The following is a 24,148-nucleotide window of genomic DNA, read 5'->3' on the forward strand; positions in this document are numbered from 1 at the left end:
CGCGGCTGAAGCACGACGCTTCTTCCGCCGGCGCCAGCGCCAGCCCCACATCGTCCGCGGCTACTTCCACGGTCCGCACGTGCGCTACACCCTCGGCGAGAACCAATTGAGTTTCTGATCAATAGGGGTGACACTTCGAATGTCACCCCCCTCGAGTTCGCTGCCCCGCTCCCCCACAGGCCAAGCGTGGAACACTCGACTCGGCAACGGTGGCCACAACCCAAACGGCCACCCTGGGAGCGGAGGGCACCATGGACGACAGGCCGTCATGGGCGCAGCGCATGGTCAGCGAGCGGGCCGCCCGCGGCTGGTCTCAGACCGACGCCATCGACACCCTCCGCGCCCACAGCACCCAGCCGCTGCCCGGGGCGCCGAGTCTGCTGCGCATGTGGAAGCGGTGGGAGGCCGGCGAGGCGTTCCCGCGCGACTACCAGGCCCTTATCGCGCGCACGTTCGGGACCACTACGCACGCCTTCTTCCCGAAGACGGGGCGGCGCGACGGCGGGGCGGAGATCATCTACGTTGCCGGGATGGATACTGCCGACATCGTCGCCCGCCTACGGGCCAGCGACATCGACCAGGCAACCCTCGACGCTCTGACCATCACCGTCGACCGGCTGTGCACTGAGTACGCCTACATGCCCTCCGACCAGCTCCTTGCCGAAGGCCGGCAATGGCTGGGTCGGATTGCCGGGATGCAACACCAGCGTCTCTCCCTCGCCCAGCACCGCGAGCTCCTCGTCCAGGCCGACATGCTCACCCTGCTCGTCGGTTGTGTCGAGTACGACTCCGGCGACCGGTACACCGCGGAGGCCACCCGCCGCGCCGCCCTGTCCATCGGCGAGGAGGCCGGGCACGCGGCGATCGCCGGGTGGGCGCACGAGATCCGCGCCTGGATGTGCCTGACCGGCGGCGACTACCGTGGCGTCCTCCAGGCCGCTGACAGCGGCATCGCCTCAGCGCCCGCTCAGTCCGTCGCCGTGCAGCTGTACGCGCAAAAGGCCAAGGCCTGGGCCCGCCTCGGCGATCGGCAGCAGACCGAGGTCGCCCTCGACGCCGGCCGGCGTCTGCTCGAGGACATGCCGTACCCCGACAACATCGAGAGCCACTTCGTCGTCGACCCCGCGAAGTACGACTTCTACCGGATGGACTGCTACCGCCGCGTCGGCGAGGACCGGCTCGCCGAGCAGCTTGCCCGCGAGGTACTGCGGGCGGGCACCGACTACGACGGCACCGAACGCGCACCGATGCGCAACGCCGAGGCGCGGGTCACCCTCGGCGTCGTCGCCGCCCGCGCCGGCGACCTCGAGACCGCTGTCTCCTACGGCGAGCAGGCTCTCGGCGGCCCCCGCCGCTCCATCCCCTCGCTCGTCATGGTCTCCGAGGATCTCGGTACCGTCTTGCAGCAGCAGTACTCCGGGCAACGCGCCGCCGAGGACTTCCTCGGCCACCTCCGTTCCCTCCGGGTGGCCTGACAGGGGAAATCAGGTACGTGGTGGTGGTGCCGTTGCCTCTGAGCGGAAGCCATTGCCGATGACGCGCTGACGGCACCCCCAGGCGCGTCTTAGCCGGAGCTATCCCGTGGGGGGCGGGGCTCATCTAATCCTCGTCCCAGGGCAGCAGAGCATCCCCCGCAAGCGCAGGGCCGAGAGCCCTCGACCAGGATGTCCACCGTCCCCGGTACGGGATCATCCCCACAAGCGCGGGGCCAAGGACAGCCGGACGAACACCGAGCTGGTCACTCAGGGACCATCCCTGCGAACGCGGGATCGAGTTCTTGGGGATCACGACGTCCGTCGGGAGGACGGGACCATCCCCGCGAACGCGGGGCCGATGTTCTGCAGGGTGCCGGTCAGGGTCACCGCGGCGAGAGCATCCCGCAAGCGCAGGGCCGAGGTGCGCACGGCCGGCATGCTGATGCTCGGCATGGGACCATCCCCGCGAGCGCGGGCCGGCAGGTCCCGCACGACGGTCCGGCCGACCTTGCCGGAGCATCCCCGCGAGCGCGGGGCCGAGGCGGACGCGAAGCATCATCAGCTCCATGAGGAGGGATCATCCCGCGAGCGCGGGGCCGGCGAGCCTGGCCGCCGAGACGGGGATCGCCGTGTTCAAGGTCGCCTTCGCGCGATGGATCGACGACCCGGGCCGACCGGACCTGCCGGGCGTCGTGCGGGCCACGACCGGGAACTGCGGACCCTCCTCACGGAGCACGCGTCCGCCTGAACGGGCCGCCACGACCCGACACCGTCACCCGCCCGCCGTCGCGGCCGGGTGACGCGCCCACCGCCCGCACGGCGGCGTCCCGGATCACGACGCCGCCGTGCGGCAGGGTGCCGCTGAGGAGGGCCCGCGGCTACAGCTCGAACGTCGCGACGACGGGCGAGTGGTCGGACGGCCGGTCGTGCGGGGCGGCCGGCCGGGCCTCGGTGACGCTGGGCAGCTTCTCGTTGCCGGTCGACACCGTCCGGAGTGCCCCGAGGAGCGCGTGGCTGATCAGGATGTGGTCGATCAGTTCGTGCTGGCCCTCGAAGACACGGGAGTAGCCGCCCTGTTCGAGGATCCGCGGCGCGAGGTTCCACAGCCGCGCCGCGTCCCCCTGGTCGGGGTGGTCGAAGCCGCCGGTGCCGATCTGGGAACCGGGCGGGCCGTAGAGGATCTGGGTGGTGGCGGCCTTCCACTCGTCGTTGAGGTCGCCGAGCACGATCACGTTCCGGTGCGTGCCGTCGCCCTGCAGCAGGTCGTCGGCCAGGGCGCGCACGGTCACGGCCTCGGCCCCGCGGCGGAACAGCGCGTAGGCGGCGTAGCGGGCGCGCAGACCCTCGTCGTGGGTGCTGTGCCGGTTGCCGGGGAAGGTCAGCAGCTTCGACTTGAGGTGGCAGACGGCGACGTCCAGGCTCTGCCCGGGGGCGGGCTCGACGCGGACGGCGAGGCCGCCGCGGCCCATCTCGCGGATCGGGCTGCCCTCGTCCTCGACCTGCACCGCGGCGAGGCGCTCGGGGAAGTCGGCGCACTGCCGGACGTCGAGGAGCGGCCAGCGGCTGATGACGCCGACACGGATGCCGCGCCGGTCCGGGTGGGTCGACACCGCGGTGTGCCAGGTGCCGGGCAGCTTCGCCACCAGGTCGTCGACGGCCTCCTGGCTGCCGACCTCCTGGACGCCGAGCAGGTCCGGTGCGATCTCGGAGACGACGCCGGCCAGGGCTTCGACCTTGGCCTCGTAGGTCGCCGGGTCCTTCGCGGCGCACCTGTCCGGATCGGGCGGGCTGCCGGCCGGCAGCGGGCGGCAGAAGTTCTCCACGTTCCAGGTTCCTATGGTGATCACGGCTGTCTCCTCCGCCGTCGATCGGGATCGCGGGCGGCCGGACCGGTGGCAGGACACCTCGGCACCACGCACGCAGGGGCGGGGAGACGAGGGCCTCGTACGTCCGCTCCTCCATTCTCCTCCGCGCACCGGGCCGCACAACCGCTGTCACACATGGTGACGATCAACCGCCGCTCTCCCCGCGATCTGTGACGTTCCGTCACAGTTGACGGCGGTGGTGGTGTCCGGCCCACCCGTGGAGCGGGCCGGACACCACCGGGACGGGCCCGGTCAGTCCTCCGTGCCGCGGTGGCCCCGGCCGAGGCGGCGCAGGTCGAAGGACCAGATGCCGCGGCCGTGGGTGGCGGCGTAGAGCTGCCCGTCGGGGCCGGTCCTCAGCTGCATCACCGTGGTGGTGGGCAGGTCCTCGCCGATGACCCGCCAGCCCTTCGCACCGGGGGCGCGGAGCGCGGGTGGGAGCGGCGGCGGCCTGACTGGTGGTCAGACCGAGTGCGGTCAGTGTGACGGAACGCGCGGACGCCGGCCGAGGCGGCGGACCGAGCGGCGGCGGCCGAGCTGCCCGTCCAGGGCCGGGTCGGTGCAGCGCAGGTGGCGTTCGATCCGGTCGAGGGTCCGCGCCCCGTACTCCGTCAGCGGCGTGCTCACGCCTGCCTGCCTCCTCGATCGGGTCGGAGCGGGTGGCCGCCGGCACGGTCCGGCGGCCGGTCGGACTGCTCCGCCGGCCGGCGGGCCCGCGCGGTGGTCTCGCGGACGACCGTCCAGGCGTCGGCGACGGGGCCGAGGTGGCCGAGCTTGTCGGGGTTGAGCACCGAGCGGATCGTCTGGATCCGGCCGCCGAGGACGTCCAGCGCCAGCGTGCTGACGACCCTGCCGTCCCGGTCGCGGACGATCGCGCCGGGCTGCCCGTTGACGGTGTGCGGCTCCACCACGCCGCCGATCGCGAGGAAGGACGGGACGACCGCGGCGAGCACCTCGGCCACCTCGTCGGCGCCGTAGACCCCGCCGCCCCACTGCGGTGCCTTCCCGCCGCCGTCGCCGACCAGCTGCGCGTCGGCGGCCAGGAGTTCGCGCAGCGCCTCGACGTCCCCCTCGCGGATCGCGCCGAGGAACCGGTCGGCGAGCTCCGCGCGCTCCCGGCGGTCGGCCTCGTAGCGGGGGCGTCCGGCGTCCATGTGGCGCCGTGCCCGCACCGCGAGCTGGCGGCAGGCCGCCTCCGTCCGGCCCACCGCGGACGCGATCTCGGGGAAGCCGAAGCCGAACACCTCCCGCAGGACGAACACCGCGCGCTCCGGGGGGCTCAGCCGTTCCAGGAGGAGCAGGGCCGCCGTCGACACCGAATCGGCCAGCTCGGCGGACCGCGCCGGGTCCTCGTAGGGGTCGGTCAGCAGCGGCTCGGGGAACCACGGCCCGACGTACGCCTCGCGCCGGACCCGGGCGGAGCGCAGCACGTCGATCGAGATCCGGGTCACCACGGACGCCAGGAACGCCTTGGTCGACACGGGCCGGGTGTCGGCGGTCGCGTGGCGCAGCCAGGTCTCCTGGACGGCGTCCTCGGCCTCGCCCACACTGCCCAGGATCCGGTAGGCGATCGAGAACAGCAGCGGCCGCAGCTCCTCGAACTCCTCCGCCCTGGTCGTGCCGCCGCCGCTGCGCGCACTCACGCCAGCTCCTTCGCGAAGCCCTGCCGCCACGACGGGTACCGCAGCTCCCAGCCCAGCTCCCGCTTCGCCTTGGCGTTGGAGAAGCCCCGTCCGTCGACCATCATCGCCACGGCCTGGTCGCCGGCCAGCAGGCGGGCCAGCCACACCGGCACCCGCACCGGCGGCTTCGCCCCGGCGCACCGGGCCAGGTGCGGCAGCCATTCGCTCGCCGGTGCCGGTTCGTCGTCCACGATGTTGAAGACGCCCCGGACCTTCTGCTCCACCGCCAGCACGGTGGCGCTCGCCGCGTCGTCCAGGTGCACCCACGAGCTGTGGCCGGTGCCGTGGCCGACCAGCGGGTACTGCCGCTTGCGGATCAGTTCGACCTGGTCGTCGACGGCACCGGGCCCGTAGAACGCGCCGTACCGGAGCACCGCGCCGCCCGCGCGGAGCACCGCCTCCTCGGCGTGGCGCAGCGCCTCCAGTCCCGCCTGCGCCGCCGTCCCCGCCATCAGGTTCAGCGGGTCGTCCTCGGTCTTCACCCAGCTGCCCCCGGGGTGGCCGTTCCAGCTGGCGTAGCCCTGCGCGACGACGTGCGGAACGCCGGTCGCCTCGGCCGCGGCGAGCAGGTGGTCGGTGCCCTCCCGGCGCAGCCGGTTGGTCCGGGCGAACCAGCGGTCCGGGTGCTTGATGTCGGGTTTGCCCGCGTGCGCCGGGGAGATCGCGGTCATCTGGTGCACGATCACGTCCGGCCGGGCCACGGCCACCGCTTCACCGACCGCCATCGGGTCCAGCCCGTCCATCACGACGCCGTCGGCGCCCAGGCGCTGCACGAGGCCCAGCTTGGCGGGGCTCGTCGTCGTCGCCGTCACCCGGTGCCCCCGGGCCACCAACTGCGGGACGAGCCGCCGCCCCAGGACCCCGCTCCCACCTGCCACGAACACACGCATGACCCTCTGCCTCCCGGGTTCGGAACGTCGCTTCCGAACCCGGGACGAGACAGCCCGGCCGTCTGTGACACGGCCGGGCGGATTCGTGGTCGTCCGCGGGAGCCCGGCCGGTCCTCCGGGTCGGCGCGGCGGCGTCCGGTGTCCGGGGGGGTGCGCCGAGCAGCCGGGCGGCGGCCTGCCGCCGGTGCCGTCCCGGTCAGCGGCGCGCGGGCGACCGGGTCACGGCCCCGTGGTGTGCAGGATCTCCTTGACGATCGCCTCGGTACCGGACATGGCGTGATAGGCGGCCCAGCCTGCCAGGATCAGGGCGCCGAACAGGACCCAGCCGCCCGGTCCGCTGTCCGTCCGGAGCGTCGACCCGTCCCGCACCGGCTCGCCGTTCTCGGTGGCGGGTGAGCGCACCATGTCCCTGGCGATGTGGCCCAGCCCGGCGAGGGCGTGCCCGGCGCCGGCGAGCGCCATGCCGGTGACACCGATGGTGAGCCACCCTGCGCGGCCGATCTCGTCCATGATGCTCACTGCTCCTCGGCCCGTGGGACGCGCGGCGGGAGGGCGTCCCGCCTTCGCCTCGATCCTCGGCCGGGCGGGGGCCGTCCGACAGGGCCTGCGGGGCGGAGCGGGTGGGCCGTTGGACCCCGTCGACGGTGCCCGAAGGGCTCAGCCGCCGTCCGGGCTTCGACCCCGATGCGAATCCTCTCGATGTATACACTCGATGTATACGCCTGGGGTATGGTCGTCCCATGAGTGTTCCCCTGACCCTTCTCGGGCTGCTGGAGCGTGAGCCCAGCCACGGATACGACCTCAAGCGGGACTACGACGCACTGTTCGGGCGCGACAAGCCGCTGCCGTACGGGCAGGTCTACGCGACGCTGAGCCGGCTCGCACGGGACGGCAAGGTGGTGGCCGGCGAGGCCGAGCCCGGCGGCGGCCCCGAGCGCAAGCGGTACGTCATCACCGAGGCGGGGGTGACGGAGTTCGAGACCTGGCTCGCGGAGCCCGTCGCCCCCGAACCCACCCTGCAGACCGTCCTGTTCACCAAGGTCGTGCTGGCCTTGATGCTCGGCCGGGACGCCGAGCAGTACCTCGACGCCCAGCGTGCGGCGCACATGCAGCGGATGCGCGAACTCACCGAACTGCGCCGCAGTGGCGCCCTGTTGGACGCCCTGCTGGCCGACCACGGGCTGTTCCGGCTGGAGGCCGACCTGCGCTGGATCGACCTCACCGCGGCCCGGCTGGACGCGATCGCCCAGGCGGTGCGGCCATGACGGACGCCCTGATCGAGGCCCGCGGGGTGAACCTCGCCTTCGGCGAGACCCCGGCGCTGCGCGGCGCGGACCTCGCGGTCGGCGCGGGCGAGATCCTCGCCGTGATGGGGCCGAGCGGCTCCGGCAAGTCCACGCTGCTGCACTGCCTGGCCGGCATCCTCACCCCGGACTCCGGCGAGATCCACTTCGACGGCCGGCGGATCGACCGTCTCGGCGAGACCGAGCGCAGCGCGCTGCGCCGCGACGGCTTCGGCTTCGTCTTCCAGTTCGGCCAGCTCGTACCGGAGTTGACCGCCGAGGAGAACGTCGCACTGCCGCTGCTGCTGGGCGGCACCCGGCGCGCGGCGGCGCTCGCGGAGGCCCGCCCGTGGTTCGCCCGGCTCGGCCTGGACGGCCTGGAGCGGCGCAGGTCCGGCGAGTTGTCGGGCGGCCAGGCGCAGCGGGTGGCGCTGGCCCGCGGCCTGGTGACCCGCCCGCGGGTGCTGTTCGCCGACGAGCCGACCGGCGCGCTGGACTCGCTGACCGGCGAGCAGGTGATGGAGCTGATGGTGGGCGCCGCACGCGAACAGGGCACCACCGTGGTCCTGGTGACGCACGAACCGCGAGTGGCGGCGTACGCGCACCGCGAGGCGGTCGTCCGGGACGGCCGGGTGACCTCGCTCCCCGTGGATCGGATCGCGTCGTGATCGCGCTGGCATTGCGGCTCCCGGTGAGCGGCGGACGCGAGGCGCTGGCCCGGCTGGTCTCGATCGCGGCGGCGGTGGCCGTCGGCGTGGCGCTGCTGCTGTCGACGCTGGCCGGGATCAACGCCGTCGACTCCTCCAACGAACGGCAGTTGTGGTGGAACACCGGTGCGGCGGCCCGGACGGCGAGCGCCCCGGTCGACCCGCTGTGGTGGCGGGCCCACGACGACCACTACGACGGCAAGCCGATCTTCGAGGTGGACGTGGCCGCGACCGGCCCCACCTCACCGGTGCCGCCGGGGATGACGGCGCTTCCGGCACCCGGAGAGTACTGGGCATCGCCCGCGCTGGTGAAGCTCGTGGCGGCCGTCCCCTCCGCCGAACTCGGCGACCGGTTCCCCGGCAGGCTCGCCGGCGTGCTCGGCGATGCCGCGCTGGCCTCGCCGGACTCGCTGATCGCGGTGGTGGGCCGCCCGGTCGACCGGCTCCGGGCGGCGCCCGGAGCCCGGCCGGTGACGACGATCGCGGACGCCCTGCCGGCGAAGTGCGCCGGCGACTGCCCGGGCGCGGGGGTGCGCGGCGACGCGATGACGCTGATCCTCTCCGTGGTCGCGGGGGCGCTGATCTTCCCGGTGCTGGTGTTCATCGGGACGGCGACCCGGCTGTCGGCGGCCCGCCGCGAGCAGCGGTTCGCCGCGATGCGGCTGGTGGGCGCGACCCCCGGCCAGGTGGCGCTGATCTCGGCGGTGGAGTCGACGCTGGCGGCGGTGGCGGGCACGGCGGCGGGCTTCGCGCTGTTCGCGGCGCTCCGCCCCCTGGTGGCGCAGGTGCCGTTCACCGGGGACCGCTACTTCACCGACGACCTGACCCTGCACGTGGTGCAGGTGCTCGCGGTGGCACTGGGCGTGCCGGTCGCGGCGGCGGTGTCGGCACGGCTGGCGCTGCGCCGGGTCTCGGTGTCGCCGCTGGGGGTCAGCCGGCGGGTGACGCCGCGGCCGCCGCAGGCGTGGCGGCTGCTGCCGCTGGCGGCCGGGATCGGCGAGCTGGCCTGGTTCGTGGGCCGGCGGCCGGAGACGACCGACGGCCAGACCTGGGCGTACCTGTCCGGGTTCGTGCTGGTGATGCTGGGCCTGGTGGTCGCCGGGCCGTGGCTGACGATGGCCGCGGCGCGGCTGGTGGCCCGGCGGACCTCGCGTCCGGCCTCGCTGATCGCGGTGCGGCGGCTGGCGGACGACCCGAAGGCGGGTTTCCGGTCGGTGAGCGGCCTGGTGCTGGCACTCTTCGTGACGAGCGCGACCGTCGGGATCATCGGCACCATCAACGCCAACCGCGGTGTGCTGAGCGGCGATCCGCAGACCCGCGCGGCGGTGCAGCACGGTGCGCTGCTGGAGGACCCGCCGATGGCGGACCGGGTGCCGGAGGCGGTGCTCGCGGGGTTGCAGGCGGTGCCCGGGTACCGCGGCGCGGTGGTGGTGCACGCCAACCCGGCCCGGGTGGCGGCCGATCCGGCCGATCCGCGGCCGTGGGCGCCGGCCCTGGTGCTCTGCTCCGAACTCGCGGACACCCCGGTGGTCGGCGGCTGCGCACCGGGGGCGGAGGTCGCGGCCGTCCCGATGTACCAGTTCGTCGACCTGCGGACGGCGGAGGCCCGGCAGTGGCCCACCGCCCCCGTCACCCCGGCCCGGCTGGCGGCGCTGCCCGTGCAGATGGTCTACGTGACGACCGACGGGTCGACGGCCGCGACGGAGCGGGTGCGGACGGTGCTCGGCCGGGCCTTCCCCGACCACGAGTCACGGATGGTGAAGGACTGGGGCAGCGACCAGCAGCGGCAGTTGGCCGGCTTCCGGCAGCTGGCGAACGTGGTCATCCTCACCACCTTGCCGATCGCGGGCTGCAGCCTGGCGGTGAGCGTGGTCGCCGGGCTCTCCGAACGCAGGCGGCCGTTCGCGCTGCTGCGGCTCGGCGGGGCGCCGCTGGGCCTGCTGCGGACGGTGGTGGCCCTGGAGAGCGCGCTGCCGCTGGTGGTGGTCGCCGTGGTGGCGACGGGGACGGGCCTGCTGTCGGCACACCTGTTCCTGACCTCCCAGATGCACTACACGCTCGTGTCGCCGGGCGCCGTGTACTACGCCCTGGTCGTGGTCGGGCTGGTCGCCTCCCTCGGGATCATCGCCTCGACCCTGCCCCTGCTCCGGCGGATCACCGGCCCGGAGGCGGCCCGCAACGGCTGACCCCCGGCCCGGCCCTCCCCCGGCCCGGGAGGGCCGGGCCGACCCGGGGGGCGCCACCCATCGGGGAGCGAAGCCGAACGGACCTGCGCGCACTCGGCGGCCCGGGGCGCTGCTGTGGCGCGGATGCCCGGCCGAGCTGACACTGGGCCGGACAGGAGCGGCACGGATCGAGTCCAGTGGGAGAGCGGATCATGCGGACGAACATGGTGCTCCGCGGCGTCGGCGTCGTGGTCGGTCTGGTGCTGATCGCCGGCGCGTTCGTCCTCACGTTCTTCGTCACGCCCACCTACGTGGAACGGCTACCCGGTGACACCGATGTCACCCGTTCCTACACCGGCAGCTTCAAGACCCTGCTCGACGCCCAGGAGGTGGCGAAGGGCAACCTGCTCTCGGCCGTCAAACGGGACGTCCCGATGGCGGTCGAACGGACCGTCAAGGTGCTGGAGACCTCCGACGACACCGCCCTGGTCAGCGACAGCCGGACGACGACCGCGGCCGGCCGCGCGGTCGAGAAGACCACCTGGCAGTACGCCGTCGACCGCAAGACCCTCGAAGCGACCACCGACCACCCGTCCGGCTGGACGGTGGTCGACGCCAAGGGTCTGACGGTCAGCTGGCCGATCGGCGCGAAGAAGCAGACGTACACCGGCTGGCGGCCGGAGACCGGGACGACGACCCCGCTGACGTACGCGCGTACCGAGAGCAGGTCCGGCGTCAGCACCTACGTGTACCTGGCGAGGCTGCCCGCCACCCGGATCACCGACGCCCAGGTGCTCGCCGGGCTCCCGCCGGCCGTCCCGAAGAGCACCCTGGCGCTGGTCGCCCAGGTCGGCACCCTCTCGGCCGAGGCGAAGCAGAAGCTGGCCGCGCTGCTGCCGACGCTGCCCGACCCCGTCCCGCTGACCTACACGCTCCAGAGCGCCGACACGTTCTGGATCGAGCCCGAGACCGGCATCGTGGTCGACACCCAGCGCTCCCAGCAGCGCACGGCCGGGGTCGTCGCCCCGGGCGACGGCGCCTTCCTCCCGCTGCTGCCCGTCTCCGACGTCTCGTACCGGCAGACGCCCGCCTCCGTGCAGGACGCCGCGAACGACGCCAAGGACGGCCGCAACGCCATCTCGCTCCTCGGCACCACCCTGCCCGTCGTGCTGGGCGTGGTCGGCGCGGTGCTGGTCGCCGTCTCCCTCCTCCTCCGGCGCCGGGGCAGCCGCGGCGGCGCAGCCCCGGCCGGACCGACCGCACCGACCGGCGCTCCGGGCGCACCGACCACTCCGGGCGCACCCGGTGGCACCCCGGGACCGAACCCGCCCACCGGCCCGCCCCCGCCCACCGGGCCGGGCGGCGTCGCCTAGGACCGGTGGGGCGCCCGCGGTCACTCGCCCTGGCCGGCGCTTCCCATCGGGCCGATCTTCACCGGGGATCCGCTGCCGTCCGTGACGGGCAGCGAGCCGGAGCCCGGCCAGGGCAGGGTGACCGGGTGGGTCTCGTCCGGCGGGGTCACCACCAGACCGGTGATCCGGACGCCGGAGCCGCCCGAGGTGTTGGCCGGGTAGCTGATGCCGAAGTACGTCGACTTGCCGTTCTTCACGACGCCCGTGACGACCGGCTCGCCGGAGCGCTTCGCGGACAGCGTGCCCGCGGAGGTCTTCAGGTCGACGCCCGCGTACCCGGCGAGCGTGCAGTCCTTGCCGCTGTGGTTCTTCAGCTCGACCACGACGGTGTTGTCGGGGTCACCGGAGATGGTGCGGTCCGCGGCAGTGATGGTCAGGTCGGCCGTCCGGCACCTGGCAGGCTTCCCGGGCCCGGTGGAACCGGCCGGTGCGGCGGTGGAGGCCGTGCTGCCCTTTCCCGGCCCTGCCGAGGCCGGACCGCCCGAGGCCGGACCGCCCGAGGCCGGACCGCCCGAGGCCGGGAGACCGCCGGGGGCGGTGCCGGTGGACGCGGTCGGGGCTCCCTGTGCGGTGCCCGCCCCGTCGTCCTGGCACGCGGTGAGCGAGAGTGCGGCGGTGACGGCCAGGGCGGCGAAGGCGAGCTTGCGGACGCGCATGGTGATTTTCCTCCAGGAGGCGGCAGAGCCTGGTGCTCGGTGCGAGCGGGTTTCCGAAGACCAGGACCGGCCGCCCCGATGAACCGTTCCGCCCGGGACGCCCCCAGGACAGTGCTGTGACATGTACGGATGGAAACGACCCGCGCCACCGCCCGCCGCACCGCGCCTCACCCCGCCGCCGACCTGCCCCGACGCCGCATCGCACCACCGCCGTGCACCGCCGCACACCGGCCGCGCCGTCACCGACCACCGGGACAGACCCGTGACCCGGACGACCTTGACCACGGACCGCGACACCACCGCGAGCGCACCATGACGACGCCCTCGGCCCCGTTCCCGTTGCAGCAAGCCGGTGGTGACGGACCCTCCGTGCGGCGTGCTGCCCGGTGCGGCCGGGTTGATCTGGACCGCCCGGCCATGGGAGACGGTCGCGGCATCAGCCGTCGATCGGTGCTCAGGGCCGTCCCCGCCGTGGCCCTCGCTGCGAGCTCCGGCGGAGTCCCGGCCGGGCGGGGTGCGGCGACGGCACCGACGCCGTTTCCGCAGCCGGCCGTCGTGGCTTCCCGGCCGGTGCACGGATCGGCATCGTGGGTGCCGGAGCAGACGCTCGACGTCCGCTCCACGGACGTCTCCGTACCGGGCTACGGCCCCGTCACCACCCGTACCTACAACGGGACGATCCCCGGGCCGACCCTGCGCGTGCGTGCCGGTCACACCCTGAGGCTGACGCACGTCAACGGCCTGCCGCCCGGCCCGCCCCACAGCGGCGGCCACAACACCCCGCACCGGCCCAACAGCTTCAACCCGCACACCCACCGCCTGCACGTCTCCCCGTCCGGGCACGCCGACAACGTGCTGCGGGAGTTCGCCCCGCGCACCCCGGAGGAGTCCGCCGCCGGCGTCCCCTCCACCTTCACCGTGAACGGCACCGTCAACCCCGCCCTCCGGCTGCGTCCTGGCGAGGTGCAGCGGTGGCGGCTGGTCGCCGTGACCGCGTTCGCCGCCCTGCGGCTCACCGTCACCGGCGAGGCCGGAGACACGGCACCGCACCAGATCGCCCAGGACGGCATCACCTTCCGCGCCCCGGTCGCACGGACGACGGTGGACCTGGCCATGGGCAACCGTGCCGACGTGCTGATCCGGGGCGGTGCGCCCGGCCGGTACGAGCTGCGGGCCGACGGGCTGCCGGGACCGCTGATGACGATCGAGGTCGCGGGAGCGCCCGTGCGGCCGCCGATGCGGCTTCCGGCCTCACTGCCACCGGGCCGGCCCTTCCTCGACGAGCAGGACATCACCGACCCGACGCGGACCGGGAGGTGGTCTTCCACACCGATGCGGGCGTCTTCACCGGGGCGTTCCCGAACGCCTTCCGCATCCTGGGCACCCCTGCGACCCCCGCGGCCGACCCCGGAGGCGATCCCACCCGCGACCCGGCCCACGGCCTCTTCGACCCCGCCCACACCAACCACACCCTGCGCCTCGGCACGGTCGAACGCTGGACCGTCCGGACCGACGAATCCCTCCCGGCGTTCAAGCATCCCTTCCACCTGCACACCAACCAGGTCCTCCTCACCCACCGCAACGGCGTACGGCTGGACCCGCCGGTCTGGCACGACACCCTCGGCCTCGCCGGCGGCGCGCCCGGAGGCTCCGTCACCTTCCCGGTCAGGTACGAGGACTTCACCGGTCGCACCATCGCCCACTGCCACCAGCTCCACCACGAGGACCTCGGCATGATGCAGACCGTCCACTACGTGGCGCCGTGAGAACCACTGCCCGACAACCGCCGGACGCCAAGAGCGATCATTCGATCACTCGTCGTGATATGACGGCATGGCTCGCCACCCTGGAGGAGGAAGCCATGGCAGGCAGGGCCAGCATCGTCTTCGCCCAGGGACTCTGGGCCGACGGGTCGTGCTTCAACAAGCTCATCCCCGCGCTCCAGGCCGAGGGCCACCAGGTGTCCGCCTCGCAGCACGGCCTCGACTCGCTCGAGGGCGACGTCGCCTGCGTGACCCGGTCCATCGATCACGTGCCCGGCCCGGTCGTGCTCGTCGGCCACTCCTACGGCGGCACCCTGATCACCAAGGCCGGCACCCACGACCGCGTCGGCGCCCTGGTCTACATCGCCGCGCTCGCCCCCGACGAGGACGAGACCTCGCAGGGCCAGCAGGACAAGTTCGCCCGCACGCCCGTCTTCGAGCACATCGAGGTCGCCGACGGCCGCATCTGGCTCCTCGAGTCGGGCCTCGGCGACTTCTGCGGCGATCTGCCGGAGGCCGAGCGGAAGCTCGTCCTCGCGACCGGCGCCGTGCCGGTGCCCGACCTGTTCACCCAGCAGGTTCCCGGCACCGCCTGGCGCACGAAGCCGAGTTGGTACATCGTCGCGAACGACGACCGCACCGTGAACCCGGCCCTGGAGCGGGCCGCCGCGGAACGCATGGGCGCCAAGACCTACGCGGTCGACAGCAGCCACGTGCCGATGCTCTCGCACCCCGACCTCGTCCTGGACGTCATCCGCGACGCCGCGAAGGCGGTTGAGGCGTAACGCCGTCCCCGTCCAGGCCCGCCAGCAGGCGCAGCCCGTCCTCGGCGGGGCCGCCGGGTGCCGCGGACAGCACCAGGAGTTCCAGCCCCGATTCGTCGGGCAGCGCGAAGTTCTCCTGGTGCAGGTCCAGCGGCCCGACCAGCGGGTGCCGGTACGCCTTGCGCCCGTGGGTGCGCGCCCGGACGTCCGCGCGGGCCCACAGTCGGCGGAACCGCTCGCTGCCCATCGCCAGTTCGCCGACGAGCGAGGCCAGGTGGGCGTCCTCGGGGTGCTTCCCGGCGGCCAGGCGCAGGTGCCCGACCACGTCGAGGGTGCAGTTCTCCCAGTCCGCGTACAGGCCGCGCTCGCCCTCGTCGAGGAACAGGTGCCGGGCCACGTTGAGGCCCTGCAGCGGCCGGCCGTAGAGGAGCCCGGCGAGCCGGTTGCCGGCGAGCACGTCCAGGCGGTGGTTCATGATCAGCGCGGGTGCGTCGGTGACCAGGTCGAGGACGCGCAGCAGCTCCGGCCGGATCCTCCCCCGGCCTCCGGCCGGGGGGACCCCCGTGCCCGGTGCCTTCGCGCGGCGGCGGCGCTGCCGGACGAGCCGGTCCAGGTGCTCGCGTTCGGTCTCGTCGAGGTCGAGGACGCGGGCGAGCGCGTCGAGGACCTGCTCGGAGGGCTGGGTCGCGCGGCCCTGTTCCAGGCGGACGTAGTAGTCGACGCTGACCCCGGACAGGTGCGCGACCTCTTCGCGGCGCAGTCCTTCGACGCGGCGGCGGCTGTCGGTGGGGATGCCGGCGGCGGCCGGGTCGACCCGTGACCGCCGGGTCCGCAGGAAGCCCGCAAGATCGTCCATGGGCCCAGTATGGCCTCCGGCGTCGCCCGCGAGGGTGGCCCTGCGATTACCAGGAAGTCCCGTCCGACGGAAGAGCCGTCCCTGAACGCCGGGCGCCGCAGCGCCCAGGATCTGGGGCATCCGATCCGAAGGAGTTCCCGTGAAGACGCTGCTCGTCCATGCCCATCCCGAGCCGGAGTCGCTCAACGGCTCGTTGAAGGACCTCGCGGTGTCCACCCTGGAGGGCGCCGGCCACGAGGTACGGGTGAGCGACCTGTACGCGATGAAGTGGAAGGCGGTCGTGGACGCCTCGGACTACGGCTCCCACGCCTCACGTCCGCTGAAGGTCGCCCTGGACTCGGGCCGGGCCTTCGACGCCGGGGCGCTCACCCCGGACGTCCTCGCCGAGCAGGAGAAGCTGCTGTGGGCCGACACGATCATCTTCCAGTTCCCGCTGTGGTGGTACACCGTCCCCGCGATCCTCAAGGGCTGGGTGGACCGGGTCTTCACCCACCGCTTCGCGTACGGCGTCGGCGAGCACAGCGACACCCGGTACGGCGAGCGCTTCGGCGAGGGCACCCTCGCGGGCCGGAGGGCGCTGCTGTCCGTCACCACCGGCGGCCCTGAGTCGCACTACGCCGCTCGCGGGATCAACGGGCCCATCGACGACCTACTGTTCCCGATCCAGCACGGCATCCTCTACTACCCGGGGATCGAGGTGCTGCCGCCGTTCGTGCTGTACGGCACCGACCGGATGCGCGCGGAGGACTACCCGCAGGTCGCCGAGGCCTGGAGGCAGCGTCTGCTGACCCTGGAGTCGACCGAGCCGATCGCGTTCCGGCGGCAGAACTTCGGTGACTACGAGATCCCCTCACTGCACCTGAAGGAGGGACTGGAGCCCGAGGGTCGCACGGGTTTCGGGCTGCACGTGCGCGGCCGCTGACGGGCTCGGGCGTGCGGGGCCGGGGCCGACCCGGCCCCGGCACCCCGTTCGACGGCACAGGGGCCTCCGCCCCCTCGATCGGCTACACCCCCTCCCCGTGCTTCCGCGGCCCGGCGGACCCGGCGGCACCCCGGGTGCCGTCGGGCGCGGCGACGGTCAGGGTGCACCGGCCGTCGGTGCAGGAGCGCCGCAGGCGGCCCTGCGAGACGGTCTGCATCAGTCCGACGGCCCAGCACATCGGGCATCCGCGCAGGGCGACGACGCCGACCGGCAGGAGGATCAGGCTGACCGGCCCGATCAGCGGAACGAGGGCGAACGCGCCGATCAGCGAACCGAATCCGACCACGCCGCGCACCAGGTGCCGGGGCAGGGACCGGCTCGCGTAACCGGTGCCGTCGGTGATTGCGGTCATCGCATCCTCCCGGATGTCAGGTCGGGTGAGGCCTGCAGCGTCTGTCGCAGTGCTGAGCGGGCCCGGTGCAGCCGCGACTTCATCGCCGGAGTGCTCAGGCCGAGCGTCTCGGCGACCGTCCGTCCGCTGAGGCCCTGGATGTCGCGCATGACGAGCAGTCGGCGCTGATCGGCGGGGAGGGCGGCGATCGCCGCCGCCACCCGGCCGGCCTCCAGCCGCTGCAGGACCTCGTCCTCGGCCGACAGCACGGAGCCGTCCCGCGGAGGCACCGGATCGCGCAGCACCGCTCGTGCGTGCCGGAGGCACTCGTTGCGCACGATGCGGAACATCCACGAGGCCAGTGCGCCGGAGGCCCGGAGCGTACCGATCTTGCGGTACAGGATGATCAGTGCCTCCTGGGCCGCGTCCTCGGCGTCCTCGGGCGTGGCGCACAGGGAGTGCGCGAACCGCCGCACGTTCGGGTGCGCGCCCGACACCAGGGCGGTGAGCGAGTCGAGGTCACCGCCCTGTGCCGCGACGATCAGCTGCTCACCCGGCCAGTGGCCGGTCCGGTCAGCCACGTCCGTTCCTCCGCCTGCGCAGCACGAGCATGCAGGTGCACAGCACCAGCAGTGTGGCGACAGCAGCGATCCCGATGATCACGGCGACCTCCCGGTCCTCTCCGACGTTCCTCCGTACGTGCATAAGAGGGGCGCTCCCTGAAAAAGGATTCGGCATCGGCATCGGTCCGGACCGGCCCGTCCCCGGACGGAGGTGTGGACGAAGCCGAGGCCGGCCAGGTGGACGAGCACCGCCGGGAACAGGGCAGGCCACGGTGTCCGGCCGCGGCGCCGCGCCCGTGCGATCCCGAGTCCGGCCAGCAGTACGGCCGCGACCAGCGAGACCCAGGGCGCCGCCAAGACCTCCAGGTAGCCCGTCCCGTCGCAGACGCGCCGGCCCGACACGGGCGAGGATCCGCAGCCGTCGGGGACGAAGAGCATCACGAACGACAACCCCGCAGTCATCGTCGTGCCGCCGAGCAGGAGCAGCCCGGAGACGACGCCGAAGGCGATCTCGGCCGGCCGGCGCGGCACGGGACGGTACACGGGCGGCGGTGGACCGTACGCGGGCGGAACGTTCACGTCATCCCCTCGGGTCGGACGACCGGGCCGGCGCCGGGCACCTGCCCGACGCAACCACCTTGCCCGCCACCCGAACCGCCCTGCATGAGTACACCTGCTCAACCCCGGCGGAGGCCGGCCGTCGCGGGCGGATCGGTACGGACTCCGGCGTCTCCGGTGTCGTGATCCGGCGGACACCGCGCGTGGCGCGCGATGGCGTCGTCACGGTCCGGTGCCCCGCCGATTCCGTGTCGCGGACCGCCCGCAGTGCTGTCACCGCGCCTGCGAACGGCGCGAGTCGGGGAGGGACGTACATGGGCGACACGAACGACGTGGGCGAGGACTGGCTCGATGGCCGCCTGTTACCGCGAGGAGGACGACGCCGAGGGCGCCCTGAAGCCGCTCTTCGAATCGGAGGCGGTCCTCTCCCGACTCGACACACGGCACCCCGGCGTGTTCGCCGCACGGTTCGAAGCGATCGGTGCGGCCCGGGCCGAGCTGCTCCGGCGGTCGGGCCTCGAAGACCTGCCCGGGGCAGGGCCGGGCCCGGGTACTGCAGGGCGGCAGTACCCCGTAGGCGCCGGTCCTGAGGCCGGCGTCCTCCTACGGCGCTTCCCGTCACCGGTCGGCGAGGCAGGGCCTGCCGCAGCGCACCGGCCACGGGCTCCGTCAGGACCGCGCGACCAGCAGGCCCGTCGAGGAGGCCAGCCCGGTGGTCGCGACGTGCCGCAGGCCCGCGGCGGCGAACAGCGCGGTGAACTCCGCCTCGGTCCGCTCCCGGCCGGGGTGCAGCGCCATCATGACGGTGTCCCGCAGCTTGCCGTCGTGCGGTGCGTCGTCCTCCGGCATGATGGCGTCGATGACGATGACCTGGGCATCCGGTGCCATCGCCCGCCGGATGCGGCCGAGCACCGCCACGCACTGCCGGTCGTCCCAGTCGTGCAGGATCATCGACAGGAGGTAGGCGTCCGCGCCGTGCGGCACGCTGTCGAAGAAGTCCCCGCCGACCACGTCGACCCGGTCGGCGACGCCCGCCGCTTCCAGCACCGCCTTCGCGCCCCGGACCACGGCCGGCTGGTCCAGCAGGGTGGCCCGCAGCTCCGGGTAGCGCGGCAGGATCGTGGCAAGCAGGTGGCCCTGCCCGCCGCCGACATCGACCACCTGCGCCACGCCGGTCAGGTCGCAGTTCTCCACGGCCGCGGCGTGGATCCGCCGGGCCATGTCGCCCATCGCGTCGTTGAAGAGTTCGGCCTGCTCCGGGTGGGCGGCCAGGTGTGACCACCAGTCCGTACCGTGCACGTGCGGGAACGCCGGACGGCCCGTGCGCACCGAATACGACAGCGAGTTGATGGCCTGAAGCTTCTCGGGCAGCCCCCAGAACCTGACCCAGTTCCGCACCGACCCGGGCACCTCGGCGCGCAGCGTCTCGGCCAGCGGGGTCAGGGCGAACGTCTCGGGCTCCACCTCCCGAAAGATCTTCTGGGCGGCCAGCGCCCGTAACACCCGGCGCAGTGCCTGCGGGTGCGCCCCGCACCGGCGGGCGAGCTCCGACACCGGCACCGGCCCGTCCGCCAGGAGCTCCGCTATGTCGAACTCGGCTGCCACCACGAGAAGTTGGGCGACGAGGGCGCCGTGCAGCAGATCCATCATCCTCTGCTGCGGGCGCTCGGCCGCGCCCTCGCGGGCGTCCGGAAGGACACGCTCTTCTTGGACCTCACGGTTCTGCACTTGGCTTCTCCTTGGTGTGAACAGCGGCTGCTCGCGCCTCGGGCGCGGCGCATCCGAGTTGTTCGATGACGGATCACACGGGTGGTCACTGGCAGTAACGGTCCGACACCAGGGCGATCACGGGGCCGCCACGGTTGCGGTGCGGTCCCGATGAGCGGTTCCCGGTCCTGCCGCCGCGCCGGTCAGCGCGAGCGGACGCACCCGGCTCGGGCCGGCGGAATCTCCGGACGGTGGCCGCGGGGATGCCTCACCGGATGTGGCGGCGCGGCGAGTGCGGGTGGCGGCCGTGCACCGGTCGTCTCCCGACGTAGGCCTTCCCAGCGTGACCGTCGAACGACCCGCCCGTACTCCCGACTACGCCGAAAGTGGCCCGTCGCAGGCCGCCCGGACCGGGTGGAGCCCCCGTGAACCGCACCCCGCCCGGCCTGCCGCGGCGGCCGCGCTCACACCGTCGGCCGACACGTCGTCAGCCCCACGGTCCAGCCTGGTGGCGGGCCCCGGGCGGCGCCCGTAGCGTCGATCCGGCTGGCCGCCGCAGCGGCCGCCACCCATTCTGCGCACCGTGTCACCGCGCCGGCATCCCCGAGAGCGCGGCAAGAAAGCAGGTCACACAGATGCCCACGCGACGGGTCCATCACCTCGCCGCGGCCACTGCCGCCGCCACCACCCTCACCACCGTCCTGGCCACTCTGGGTGCGGCGCCGTCGGCCCATGCGGCCGGCGGCCTGCACGTGGTCCAGCCGGGCCAGTCGATCCAGCAGGCCGTCGACGCGGCCGGCCCCGGCGACACCGTCCAGCTGCTACCGGGCACCTACCGCGGCAGCGTCCGGATCACCACCGCCGGCCTCACGCTTCGCGGCGCCGGTCCGAACAGCGTCATCACCCCGGGTGACGCCGCCGACGGCACCGCCGGCGACACCGTCTGCGCCGCTGCCGGGCACGGCATCTGCGTCGTCGGCACCGACCGGAACCCGCTCGGCGGTGTCACCGTCGAAGACCTCGCCGTCGCCGGCTTCCGGAAGAACGGCATCGACGCCACCGCGACCGACGGCATGACCGTGCGCGCCGCCCACCTCCGCGGCAACGGCCAGCACGGCATCAGCCAGGAGAAGTCGACCCGGGCCGTGATCGTCGCCAACGAGGCGACCGGCAACGGCCAGTACGGCATCTTCCTCGCCAACATCGTGGACCCCGAGGGCGACAGCAGCGGCGGCGCGATCGACACCGCCGGCACCGTGGTCAGCGGCAACCGGCTCACCGACAACCGGATCGGCGTAGCCGTCCGCCGTCTGCGCAACCTCGACGTCGAACAGAACGACGTCCAGGGCAACTGCGGCGGCGTCTTCGTCGTCGGTGACGAGACGGTGCCCCGGGCGGGCCGGCTGAGCGTCACCCGCAACCGGGTCGTCGCCAACAACAAGTACTGCCCGGCCGCCGGGCGGCTCCCCCACATCCAGGGGACGGGCATCCTCCTCACCGGTGCCGAGGAGGTGTCGGTGACGGGCAACCAGGTCAGCGACAACGTGGGCGACTCACCGATGTCCGGTGGCATCGTGTTCTTCCACAGCCTGGTCGGCGTGGACAACACCCGGAACTCCGTCGTGACCAACCACGCCGTCGGCAACTCCCCCGCCGACCTGGTCGACCGCGAGGGCGACAGCACCAACCTCTTCGACCGCAACCACTGCGCGGTCTCCGAACCCGCCGGCCGCTGCTGACCACCGGCACGTCCCGGCGGTCCGGCCGAGCGGAGGAGCCGCACGCGGGGCAGTGCGTCCTCGACGCCGCCGGTCGCTGCCGGTGGGAAGGGCCGGGGAACGGACCGGAGGACGACCCCGGGGGCAGGTACGCCCCCGGGCCGGGCCGGGCAGGACGTCAGGACGACGTCGGGGCGGACGGCACGGCGGCCTCCCAGACGAACCCGTCCGGGTCGGTGAAGGTGTCGGCGGTGGTGCCGCCGAGTGCGATGCGGTGCGAGCCGGTGCCGTCGGCGGGGACGCCGAGGTCCTTGGCGAGGGCGCGGCGCTTGTACAGAGCCAGCTTCACGGGGCCGGCCCCGCCGGAGGCGAACTCGGCGTACTTGCCGCCGAAGCTCTTGGCCACGGTGAGGCCCCGGCCGACGTAGAACTGCTTGGTGGCCTTCACGTCCTCGACGCCGATCAGCAGGACGAACTCGTCGATCTCGCGGGTGGCGGGGCCGTTGTCCTTCTTCGCCGAGGTCGCGATCTTCCAGATCGTCCCGTCCGGGGCCTGGACGACGCCGCCGTAGCCCCACAGGGACTTCGTGGCGGGCTTCAGCACCGTGGCACCGGCGTCCACGGCGGCGCTGACGAAACCGTCGACGGTGGCGGGCCCGGAGACGGTGAGCGCCAGGGTGAAGCCGCGGAATCCGGTCGAGGGCGCCTCGGACGCCCGGAGGCGGACCAGGGTGTCCACGCCGAAGGCGCTGTAGAAGCGGCGGGCGGCCTCCAGGTCGGTCACCTCGACGGTGACGGTCGCGAGGGCCGTGTCGGTTGCGGGGGAAGTGGTGGTTGCCATGACCATCACGCTAGGGGGTGGGCGGCCGCCGGGGCTTCTCCGATCCTGACCGGTCCTGCGCTGCGGTCGTGCCCCGGCCGGACCGCGCCTGGACACCGGGCGCCCGGCCCGGCGGGGAGACGCCCACCGGCACCGGGGCCTCGTCCGGCCGTCTCAGTCGCGCTCGACGCGCACGCCGCCGACCAGCCCCCAGGCGTCGACCCGGACGGTCGGGCCACCGGGCTCGCTCGGGCCGTCGTCGCTCACCCCGCCGAGGCGGAGGCCGCCGACCTTCACCCGCACGTCGGGGCGGACCCGCAGCCGCACGCCCCCGACCAGGCTCAGCTTGGTGATCCGGATCTCCGCACCGTCCGGGATGTCCACATCGGTCAGGTCGATGTCGGCGCCGCCGACCAGGGACGCGGTCAACGTCCGCTCCTGGATCACCGCACCGCCCAGGCGGTGGCCGCCGATGATGCTGACCCGGAAGTCCGTCCGCCGGGCATCGCGCCCTTCGTTCTTCGTCATGGGCACCACCGTACGGGGCCGCGACGCCCGCTCGGCAGTGCCCCCTGCCCTGCTGACGGCATGACAACCGCCATGCCGTCGGCAGCCGTTGCGGACACGAAGGGTGCGACGGGCGCATCGGCCCGGTTGTCGCGTCGCTGGGGATGGGTAGGGTCCGGTCGTGGAGACGGTCGAGGTCGTTCCGGAGAAGGTGGCCCGGGTTCTGGTGCGTGGCGGCCGGGTGCTGGTGACGCGCGACCGGGGTGTGGATGTCTTCTACTTCCCCGGCGGGAAGCGCCTCGGTGATCGCGAGTCCGATGCCGCGCCCGGCTCCGGTGACCACGACGGTCTGTCCGGCCAGGCCCGAGTCGGTGTCCGCGGCGCTGTCTCCTGTCGGCGTGGTCACAGCTGGTGCCTCCCTGCCGGGGTGTGCACGGGTGTCCTGACCCGGCAGATCCATCAGACCGGAACTCCGGCGGCCCCGCACGGGGGGACACCCCGCGTGGCCACGTTCACGGCTGCTGTCGAAGCCGTCCGATGGCGGCGCCGAGGTCCTTCTCGATGCCGTCGGGCTGCTGCAGGCCGTTCTCCAGCAGACGCCGGACGAACGGCCGGTGTTCCGGGCGCCCGGCCGTGGCGAAGTACGCCCTGAGACCGGGAGCGAATTCGCCGTCCTCGGGCAGGGTGGCCACGTCGACCAGTTCCTTGGTCCCGGTGACGGCCACCTTGTCGAAGGCCGCGATGCGGCGCGCGAACGCGTCGGTGAACTCCTCGATCTCGGCATCCGGGACGAGGCGGTTGACGTAGCCGTACTGGGCGGCCAGGTCGGCGGGTATGTCGTCGCCGCCGAGCAGGATCTCCAGGGCGCGGCCCCGACCGACCAGCCGTCCGAGCCGTGCCATGGGCCCGCCACCGGGGACGGCACCGACACCGACCTCGAACTGGCCGAGGACCGCCGTCTCGGAGGCGAAGCGGATGTCGGTGGCGAGCACGAACTCGCTGCCGGCGCCGCGGGTACGGCCGCGGATCTCCGAGATCGTCGCCGCCGGGAGCCTGCTGAGCCGTACGAAGTTGTCCAGGTACGGGTGCAGGCCGGTCGGTCCGGGAGGCATGCCCGCGACCCGGGCGTTGTCCGCCCTGAAGTCCCAGTGGGCCATGAAGTAACCGGGCGTTTCGCTGCGGAACACGACCACGGTGAGGTGCGGGTCGGTCTCGATGCGCCCGACGAGCGCGCCGAGCTGGTCGAGCGTGTCCGGGTCCATCAGGTTGACCGGGCCGTTGTCGAAGGTCACCCGCCAGTAGGAGGGCGAGACTTCGGCGACGTGGAACTGCTCCGCGGTCATGCCGGCTCCGTTGCTCGTGGTGTGGTCGTCAGGAGACGAACTGCTGCCCGCCGTCGATGTCGTAGGTCCCGCCGGTCAGCGCCGTGTTGACCATGAGGTGG

23 protein-coding genes and 2 pseudogenes are annotated in these 24,148 nt (G+C 73.4%); 11 read left to right on the forward strand and 14 right to left on the reverse strand.

Translation table 11 applies throughout. The features are described from left to right. Positions 1–118 (forward strand): annotated as a pseudogene (locus AB0442_RS36565) (IS630 family transposase); the annotation flags it as partial. Positions 119–251: 133 nt separating this feature from the next. Further along, positions 252–1,475: an XRE family transcriptional regulator gene (locus AB0442_RS36570; protein ID WP_366167865.1), complete on the forward strand. Its 1,224-nt coding sequence runs from the start codon at positions 252–254 to the stop codon at positions 1,473–1,475. Between the two features lie 309 nt (positions 1,476–1,784). Here AB0442_RS36570 and AB0442_RS36575 read toward each other — a convergent pair whose 3' ends face one another. From AB0442_RS36575 to AB0442_RS36600, 6 genes are all read right to left on the reverse strand, one after another. Beyond that, positions 1,785–1,928 (reverse strand): hypothetical protein, encoded by a 144-nt coding sequence (locus tag AB0442_RS36575; protein ID WP_366167866.1) that lies wholly within the window; start codon positions 1,926–1,928, stop codon positions 1,785–1,787. A 425-nt stretch (positions 1,929–2,353) separates the two neighbouring features. After that, on the reverse strand, positions 2,354–3,322 hold the full coding sequence (locus tag AB0442_RS36580; protein ID WP_366167867.1) for an endonuclease/exonuclease/phosphatase family protein: 969 nt from the start codon (positions 3,320–3,322) through the stop codon (positions 2,354–2,356). Positions 3,323–3,817: 495 nt separating this feature from the next. After that, positions 3,818–3,967 carry a DUF3040 domain-containing protein gene (locus AB0442_RS36585; RefSeq protein ID WP_366167868.1) on the reverse strand — a complete coding sequence of 50 codons (150 nt, stop codon included), beginning with the start codon at positions 3,965–3,967 and terminating at the stop codon, positions 3,818–3,820. Further along, the gene (locus tag AB0442_RS36590; RefSeq protein ID WP_366167869.1) at positions 3,964–4,983 is read right to left on the reverse strand and encodes an RNA polymerase sigma-70 factor; all 1,020 of its coding nucleotides are present in this window, start codon (positions 4,981–4,983) and stop codon (positions 3,964–3,966) included. The genes AB0442_RS36585 and AB0442_RS36590 overlap by 4 nt, the downstream gene beginning before the upstream one ends. After that, the gene (locus AB0442_RS36595; protein WP_366167870.1) at positions 4,980–5,912 is read right to left on the reverse strand and encodes an NAD(P)-dependent oxidoreductase; all 933 of its coding nucleotides are present in this window, start codon (positions 5,910–5,912) and stop codon (positions 4,980–4,982) included. Before AB0442_RS36595 ends, AB0442_RS36590 begins: the two co-directional genes overlap by 4 nt. A gap of 219 nt (positions 5,913–6,131) precedes the next feature. Beyond that, positions 6,132–6,422, reverse strand: coding sequence for a hypothetical protein (locus tag AB0442_RS36600; RefSeq protein WP_366167871.1), 291 nt, complete (start codon positions 6,420–6,422; stop codon positions 6,132–6,134). A 230-nt stretch (positions 6,423–6,652) separates the two neighbouring features. On the opposite strand from AB0442_RS36600, the gene AB0442_RS36605 reads away from it, so the two are divergent. The 4 genes from AB0442_RS36605 to AB0442_RS36620 all read left to right on the forward strand — a co-directional run bounded on the left by AB0442_RS36605 (position 6,653) and on the right by AB0442_RS36620 (position 11,440). After that, a complete protein-coding gene (locus AB0442_RS36605) occupies positions 6,653–7,177 on the forward strand; it encodes a PadR family transcriptional regulator (protein ID WP_344626346.1) in 525 nt (174 codons plus the stop codon). Further along, positions 7,174–7,863, forward strand: coding sequence for an ABC transporter ATP-binding protein (locus AB0442_RS36610; RefSeq protein ID WP_344626345.1), 690 nt, complete (start codon positions 7,174–7,176; stop codon positions 7,861–7,863). The genes AB0442_RS36605 and AB0442_RS36610 overlap by 4 nt, the downstream gene beginning before the upstream one ends. Beyond that, positions 7,860–10,088: an FtsX-like permease family protein gene (locus tag AB0442_RS36615; protein WP_366167872.1), complete on the forward strand. Its 2,229-nt coding sequence runs from the start codon at positions 7,860–7,862 to the stop codon at positions 10,086–10,088. The genes AB0442_RS36610 and AB0442_RS36615 overlap by 4 nt, the downstream gene beginning before the upstream one ends. A gap of 191 nt (positions 10,089–10,279) precedes the next feature. Continuing rightward, positions 10,280–11,440, forward strand: a complete 1,161-nt coding sequence (locus AB0442_RS36620; RefSeq protein WP_366167873.1) for a porin PorA family protein — start codon at positions 10,280–10,282, stop codon at positions 11,438–11,440. Between the two features lie 20 nt (positions 11,441–11,460). Here the strand turns inward: AB0442_RS36620 and AB0442_RS36625 are convergent, their stop codons facing one another. Next, positions 11,461–12,135: a DUF4232 domain-containing protein gene (locus AB0442_RS36625; protein WP_366167874.1), complete on the reverse strand. Its 675-nt coding sequence runs from the start codon at positions 12,133–12,135 to the stop codon at positions 11,461–11,463. Between the two features lie 417 nt (positions 12,136–12,552). Between AB0442_RS36625 and AB0442_RS36630 the strand changes: the two are divergent. The 3 genes and pseudogenes from AB0442_RS36630 to AB0442_RS36640 all read left to right on the forward strand — a co-directional run. Further along, positions 12,553–13,302: pseudogene (locus AB0442_RS36630) on the forward strand (multicopper oxidase domain-containing protein); the annotation flags it as partial. Positions 13,303–13,451: 149 nt separating this feature from the next. Then, positions 13,452–13,901 carry a multicopper oxidase domain-containing protein gene (locus AB0442_RS36635; protein ID WP_366167875.1) on the forward strand — a complete coding sequence of 150 codons (450 nt, stop codon included), beginning with the start codon at positions 13,452–13,454 and terminating at the stop codon, positions 13,899–13,901. A gap of 95 nt (positions 13,902–13,996) precedes the next feature. Further along, a complete protein-coding gene (locus AB0442_RS36640) occupies positions 13,997–14,683 on the forward strand; it encodes an alpha/beta hydrolase (RefSeq protein ID WP_366167876.1) in 687 nt (228 codons plus the stop codon). On the opposite strand, the gene AB0442_RS36645 is transcribed toward AB0442_RS36640, so the two are convergent. After that, on the reverse strand, positions 14,649–15,518 hold the full coding sequence (locus AB0442_RS36645; protein ID WP_366167877.1) for a helix-turn-helix transcriptional regulator: 870 nt from the start codon (positions 15,516–15,518) through the stop codon (positions 14,649–14,651). The genes AB0442_RS36640 and AB0442_RS36645 overlap by 35 nt on opposite strands. A gap of 139 nt (positions 15,519–15,657) precedes the next feature. Between AB0442_RS36645 and AB0442_RS36650 the strand changes: the two genes are divergently transcribed. Next, positions 15,658–16,440: an NAD(P)H-dependent oxidoreductase gene (locus AB0442_RS36650; protein ID WP_366167878.1), complete on the forward strand. Its 783-nt coding sequence runs from the start codon at positions 15,658–15,660 to the stop codon at positions 16,438–16,440. 82 nt (positions 16,441–16,522) lie between these two features. On the opposite strand, the gene AB0442_RS36655 is transcribed toward AB0442_RS36650, so the two are convergent. The 3 genes from AB0442_RS36655 to AB0442_RS36665 form a co-directional block, all read right to left on the reverse strand. Next, positions 16,523–16,852, reverse strand: coding sequence for a hypothetical protein (locus tag AB0442_RS36655; RefSeq protein ID WP_366167879.1), 330 nt, complete (start codon positions 16,850–16,852; stop codon positions 16,523–16,525). Next, entirely contained in the window at positions 16,849–17,412 is a 564-nt protein-coding gene (locus AB0442_RS36660; RefSeq protein ID WP_366167880.1) for a sigma-70 family RNA polymerase sigma factor, read from the reverse strand. Before AB0442_RS36660 ends, AB0442_RS36655 begins: the two co-directional genes overlap by 4 nt. Before the next feature lie 1,209 nt (positions 17,413–18,621). Continuing rightward, positions 18,622–19,680 carry a methyltransferase gene (locus AB0442_RS36665; RefSeq protein ID WP_366167881.1) on the reverse strand — a complete coding sequence of 353 codons (1,059 nt, stop codon included), beginning with the start codon at positions 19,678–19,680 and terminating at the stop codon, positions 18,622–18,624. Positions 19,681–20,294: 614 nt separating this feature from the next. Here AB0442_RS36665 and AB0442_RS36670 point away from each other — a divergent pair. Next, positions 20,295–21,398, forward strand: coding sequence for a right-handed parallel beta-helix repeat-containing protein (locus tag AB0442_RS36670; RefSeq protein WP_366167882.1), 1,104 nt, complete (start codon positions 20,295–20,297; stop codon positions 21,396–21,398). Between the two features lie 157 nt (positions 21,399–21,555). Here the strand turns inward: AB0442_RS36670 and AB0442_RS36675 are convergent, their stop codons facing one another. The 3 genes from AB0442_RS36675 to AB0442_RS36685 form a co-directional block, all read right to left on the reverse strand. Next, on the reverse strand, positions 21,556–22,224 hold the full coding sequence (locus AB0442_RS36675) for a glyoxalase (RefSeq protein WP_366167883.1): 669 nt from the start codon (positions 22,222–22,224) through the stop codon (positions 21,556–21,558). A gap of 147 nt (positions 22,225–22,371) precedes the next feature. Then, positions 22,372–22,725, reverse strand: coding sequence for a hypothetical protein (locus AB0442_RS36680; RefSeq protein ID WP_344623480.1), 354 nt, complete (start codon positions 22,723–22,725; stop codon positions 22,372–22,374). A 491-nt stretch (positions 22,726–23,216) separates the two neighbouring features. Beyond that, positions 23,217–24,047, reverse strand: coding sequence for an enoyl-CoA hydratase/isomerase family protein (locus tag AB0442_RS36685; RefSeq protein WP_366167884.1), 831 nt, complete (start codon positions 24,045–24,047; stop codon positions 23,217–23,219). Positions 24,048–24,148: the final 101 nt, after the last annotated feature.

It is taken from the genome of Kitasatospora sp. NPDC085895 (assembly GCF_040702125.1).
GTDB classification, from domain to species: domain Bacteria; phylum Actinomycetota; class Actinomycetes; order Streptomycetales; family Streptomycetaceae; genus Kitasatospora; species Kitasatospora arboriphila.